At 69.6% G+C, this 5160-nt stretch carries 3 protein-coding genes; 1 reads left to right on the forward strand and 2 read right to left on the reverse strand.

The window, feature by feature from the left end:
* Nucleotides 1-1747 (forward strand): lysylphosphatidylglycerol synthase transmembrane domain-containing protein (locus tag C1J01_RS46060; protein ID WP_111185318.1); only part of this gene is annotated, 1747 nt, incomplete at its 5' end.
* A gap of 3 nt (nt 1748-1750) precedes the next feature.
* Here C1J01_RS46060 and mgrA read toward each other — a convergent pair.
* Nucleotides 1751-2734, reverse strand: coding sequence for an L-glyceraldehyde 3-phosphate reductase (mgrA, locus tag C1J01_RS46065; RefSeq protein ID WP_111185319.1), 984 nt, complete (start codon nt 2732-2734; stop codon nt 1751-1753).
* Nucleotides 2731-4821, reverse strand: a complete 2091-nt coding sequence (locus C1J01_RS46070) for a S9 family peptidase (protein WP_111185320.1) — start codon at nt 4819-4821, stop codon at nt 2731-2733. The genes mgrA and C1J01_RS46070 overlap by 4 nt, the downstream gene beginning before the upstream one ends.
* Nucleotides 4822-5160: the final 339 nt, after the last annotated feature.

The following is a 5160-nucleotide window of genomic DNA, read 5'->3' on the forward strand; positions in this document are numbered from 1 at the left end:
CCCCAACACCCGCCCGCCCGGCAGCGCCGTGGTCGCCGCGCTGCGCAAGCTGTCGTTCTCGCCGGTCTCCGCCCGTCGCATCGAGGACGACCACCAGGGCAGCCGCCGCTACGCCATCGGCCTGGAAGACGGCACCAGCCTCGACGTCACCGTGCTCGACCGCGACCGCCAGGTGGCCGGGCTGCCGTACCGGCTGTGGCGGCGCATCAGGCTCAACTCCGAGACCAGGCGCCGCGCGATCCGCTCCCTGCGCGCCGAGCTCGAACGCGAGGCCCTCATGGCGTACGCCGCCCAGGCCGCCGGCGCCAGCACCCCCCGCCTGCTCGGCACCAGCGAGATCGGCACCGAAGCCGCCCTGCTCGCCTACGAGCACCTCGACACCCGGCCGCTCGACGAGGTGCCCGACGAGGAGATCGACGACGACCTGCTCGCCCAGATCTGGGAGCAGGTCGGGCTGCTGCAGATCCAGCGCCTGGCCCACCGCCGCCTCACCGGCGACGGCATCCACCTCGACCGGGCCGGCCGGATCGTGCTGACCGACCCGCGCAGCGGCGAGATCGCCGCCGGCGACCTGCTGCTCCGCCTCGACGTCGCCCAACTGCTCACCTACCTGGCGCTGCGCGTCGGCCCCGAGCGCTCGGTGCGCGCCGCGGCGGCCGTGATGGGCCCCGACGCGCTGGCCGCCGCGATGCCGCTGCTCCAGCGCATCGCCCTGACCAGGGAGACCCGCTCGGCCCTGGCCAAGGCCAAACACGTGCTGCCCGAGATCCGCGAGCAGATCGTCGCGCTGACGCCCCAGAACAGGGTCGAGGAGGTTCGCCTCGAACGCTTCCGCCCCCGCACGCTCATCACGATCATCGCCAGCGCCGTCGCCGCGTACATCGTGTTGTCCCAGCTCAGCCAGGTCGACGTCTACCGGGTGGTGACCACGGCCAACTGGGCCTGGTCGGGGGTGGCGCTCGTCGCGTCGTTCGTCAGCTTCGTGGCCGCCGCGCTCATGCTGCGCGGGTTCGTGCCCGAGCACCTGCCGCTCTGGCGCACGGTGCTCGTGCAGTTCGCGTCGTCGTTCGTCAAGCTCGTCGCGCCCGCCGCCGTCGGCGGCGTCGCGATCAACACCCGCTACCTGCAGAAACGCGGCATCCGGCCGGCGAGCGCGGTGGCCAGCGTGGGCGCCTCGCAGCTCATCATGCTGGTCTTCCACATCGCGCTGCTGCTGCTGTTCGCCTACATCACCGGCTCCAGCACCGCGACGTCGTTCACCCCCTCGCGCGGGCTCGTCCTAGCGCTGCTTGCGCTGGCGCTGCTGGTCGTGGTGGTGCTCGGCGTGCCGCCGCTGCGCAGGCTGGTGACCGCGCGGATGCGCAAACTCTTCTCGAACGTACTCCCCAGGCTGCTCGACGTGCTGCAGTCGCCGCGCAAGATGGTCGAGGCGTGCGTCGGCACCCTCATGATCACCATCGCGTTCGTGGTCTGCCTGTACGCCTGCGTGTGCGCCTTCGGCGGCGACATCAGCTTCACCGCCGTCGCCGTCGTCTACCTCACGGCCAACGCGATCGGCTCGGCCGCGCCCACACCGGGCGGTCTGGGCGCGGTCGAGCTCGCGCTCGCGGCGGGCCTGACGGTGGCGGGCGTGCCGCGCGAGCTCGCCACCTCCGCCGTGCTGCTGCACCGGCTGCTCACGTTCTGGCTGCCGGTGCTGCCGGGCTGGGCCTCATTCACCTACCTCCAGCGGCACGAGGCCCTGTGACGGTCAGCGGCCCGCCGTCAGTTGGTCGATCGCCTTCAGCTCGTCCTCGGTGAACGCGGGCCCGTCGACGCAGGCCACGTTGTCCTCCAGCTGCCGCACACTGCTCGCGCCGATCAGCACGCTCGTCACGCGCGGGTCGCGCAGCGTCCACGACAGCGCCATCTGCGCCAGCGTCTGACCGCGCTCCCCGGCGATCTCGTTGAGGGCGCGGGCCATCTCGCGGTCGATCCGGTCCTCGCTGAGGAACCGGCTCGTCGCCGCGCGCGAGTCGCCCGGCACGCCGTTCAGGTAGCGGTCGGTCAGCAGGCCCTGCGCCAGCGGCGAGTACACGATGCAGCCCATCCCCGCCTCCTCCAGCACGTCCAGCAGCCCGTCCTCGATCCAGCGGTTGATCATCGAGTACGACGGCTGGTGGATGAGCAGCGGCGTGCCGAGCTCGCGCATGATCCGCGCGGCCTGGGCGGTCTGCTCGGCCGAGTAGTTGGAGATGCCCGCGTACAGCGCCTTGCCCGAGCGCACCGCCCGGTCCAGCGCCCCCATGGTCTCCTCCAGCGGCGTCTCCGGGTCGGGACGGTGGCTGTAGAAGATGTCCACGTACTCCAGGCCCATGCGCTGGAGCGACTGGTCGAGGCTGGCCAGCACATATTTGCGCGAGCCCCACTCGCCGTACGGGCCGGGCCACATGTCGAAGCCGGCCTTGGTGGAGATGACCAGCTCGTCCCGGTACGGGGTGAAGTCCTCACGCATGATCCGGCCGAAGTTCCGCTCCGCGGAGCCGTACGGCACCCCGTAGTTGTTCGCCAGGTCGAAGTGCGTCACCCCGAGGTCGAACGCCCGGCGCAGGATCGCCCGGGAGTTCTCGATCGGCCGGTCGTCGCCGAAGTTGTGCCACAGGCCCAGGGAGACCACGGGCAGCTTGAGCCCGCTGCGTCCGCTCCTGTTGTACGGCTGGCGCTCGTAACGCCGTTCGTCGGCCTGATAGGTCATGCCGTGCCCCTCTCGATGATCCACGCGAGGGCGAAGGCCTCCTCCCGCCAGGCGTCGTAACGCCCGCTCCGCCCCCCGTGCCCGGCGCCCATCTCCGTCTTCAGCAGGAACGGCCCGCCGGAGGCGGTCGCCCGCAGCTTCGCGATCCACTTCGCCGGCTCGTGGTAGAGCACGCGCGTGTCGTTCAGGCTCGTGATCGCCAGAATCGGCGGGTACGGCCTGCCGTCCACGTTCTCGTACGGCGAGTAGCTCTTCATGTAGGCATAGACGTCGGGGTTGTGTAGCGGATCGCCCCACTCGTCCCATTCGATCACAGTCAGCGGAAGCGACGGATCCAGGATGGTGTTGAGCGCGTCCACGAAGGGGACCTCGGCCACGACGCCCGCGAACTCCTCGGGCGCCAGGTTCGTCACCGCGCCCATGAGCAGCCCGCCCGCCGACCCGCCCCTGGCGATGACCCGCTCGCTCCAGCCGGTCGCCTTCATGTGCCTGGCCACGGCCACGAAGTCGGTGAACGTGTTGCGCTTCCTGGTCAGCTTGCCGTCCTCGTACCAGCGCCGGCCCATCTCGCCGCCGCCGCGCACGTGGGCGACCGCGAAGACGAACCCCCGGTCGAGCAGCGACAGCCGCGGGACCGAGAAGCCGGGGTCGATGGAGGTCTCGTAGCTGCCGTAGCCGTACAGCAGGGTCGGGGCGGGCCTGACCGCGTCCTTGCGCTTCACGATGGACACGGGGATCCGCGTGCCGTCCTCCGCCGTGGCCCACTCGCGGAACTGCTCGTAGTCGCCGGGGTCGTAGCCGCCGAGCACCGGCCGCTGCTTGAGCAGGATCAGCTCGTGCGTGTCGAGCTCGTAGTCGTACACGCTGGGCGGGGTCACCATGCTCGTGTACGCCAGCCGCAGCCGCCTGGTGGAGAACTCGGGGTTGCCGGCCGGGCTGACGTCGTAGAGCGGCTCGGGGAACTCGATCTCGTACGCGTTCTGCTCCGCCGCCTCGACCCGCTCGCGCCACGACCGCCCGTCGGCGCCGTACGGCAGCACCCGCAGCCCGGTCAGCCCGTCGCGGCGGAAGTGCACGACCGCGTGGTCGGAGAAGGCGTCGATCTCCAGCAGCCGGGTGTCGTCGCGGTGGGCGATGAGCGGGGTCCACGCGCCGGGGTCGTCGAGCGGCGCGGTGGCCAGCTCGAAGTTCTCGGCGTTCTCGTTGTGCAGCACGTAGAAGAAGTCGCCCGCGTGCTCGACGCCGTACTCGACGCCGGTCGTGCGCGGGCGCACGACGCGGAACTCGCCCGTGGGGTCGGTCGCGTCGAGGATCCGAATCTCACTGGTGATCTTGCTCCCGGCGCCCAGCACCAGGTAGCGCTCGCTGCGCGTCAGCCCGATGCCGACCCAGTACTTCTCGTCGTCCTCCTGGTAGACGAGCACGTCCTCCTGCGAGCCGAGGGTGTGCCGGTAGACCTGGTACGGGCGCCAGGCGTCGTCCACGCGCGTGTAGAAGAACGTCGAACCGTCGGCGGACCAGGCGCCGCCGTAGAAGATGTCGGTGATCTCGTCGGGGAGCAGCTCGCCCGTCTTGAGGTTCTTGAACCTCAGCGTGAACCGCTCGTCGCCCTTGTAGTCGGTGGAGTAGGCGAGCATCGTGCCGTCGGGGGAGACCGCGCTCGTGCCGATCGAGAAGAACGCGCTGTCGCCGGCCAGCTCGTTGCCGTCGAGGATCACCCGCTCGTCGGCCAGGCGCACACCGGGCACGATCTCCGGGGGCGCGTCGCCGTCGGCCGGCACCCGGCAGGAGACCGCGTACTGCTTGCCCTCCTCCGTACGGGTGAAGTACCACCACGCGCCCTTGCGGCTGGCCACCGACAGGTCGGTCTCCTGGGTGCGGCCCTTGATCTCCTGGAAGACCTGCTCCTGGAGGTCCGCGAGGTGAGCGGTCTGCTGTTTGAGGAATTCGTTCTCCGCCTCCAGATAGGCGGTGGTGTCGGGATCTTCCTTGTTGCTCAGCCAGGCGTACTCGTCGATGACGGTGTCGCCGTGATGCGTCCGCTTCGTCGGAACCTTCTTCGCCACTGGCGGCGTGTTGCTGCTCACGTGGGGAGTCTATGTTCGGTCGTGATCGTTCTGTTGCCGGAGAACGCGACGAACCGGCCTGAGGCACCGGAGAGCGCTGCTAATCTTGAGGAGCCGACGCGGTGCGGCACAACCTCCTTCTTCACTCCGGTGACATTGGTCTGTTGTGCGCCGATCGCGCCGGCAATCCCGCTGACCCCAGGTCGCGCGATCGATTCGCAAGTTGGTCGAGTGGCTGGTAAGTTAGAGGGGTTGTCTCCGAAAGGGGGCAGGGCTTAATTCCCGCAGATCGAGCAAGTCCGGTCAATTTGACAGGAACTTGAACGGCTGAAAGAATTAAGACACAACGAAAGACGAAAT

The sequence above is a fragment of the Nonomuraea aridisoli genome (genome assembly GCF_003236395.1).
Taxonomy (GTDB): Bacteria; Actinomycetota; Actinomycetes; order Streptosporangiales; family Streptosporangiaceae; genus Nonomuraea; species Nonomuraea aridisoli.

Excerpts from the sequence above, each read along its gene's own strand:
- mgrA (WP_111185319.1), bottom strand. The coding sequence starts at position 2,734 with ATGACCTATCAGGCCGACGAACGGCGTTACGAGCGCCAGCCGTACAAC.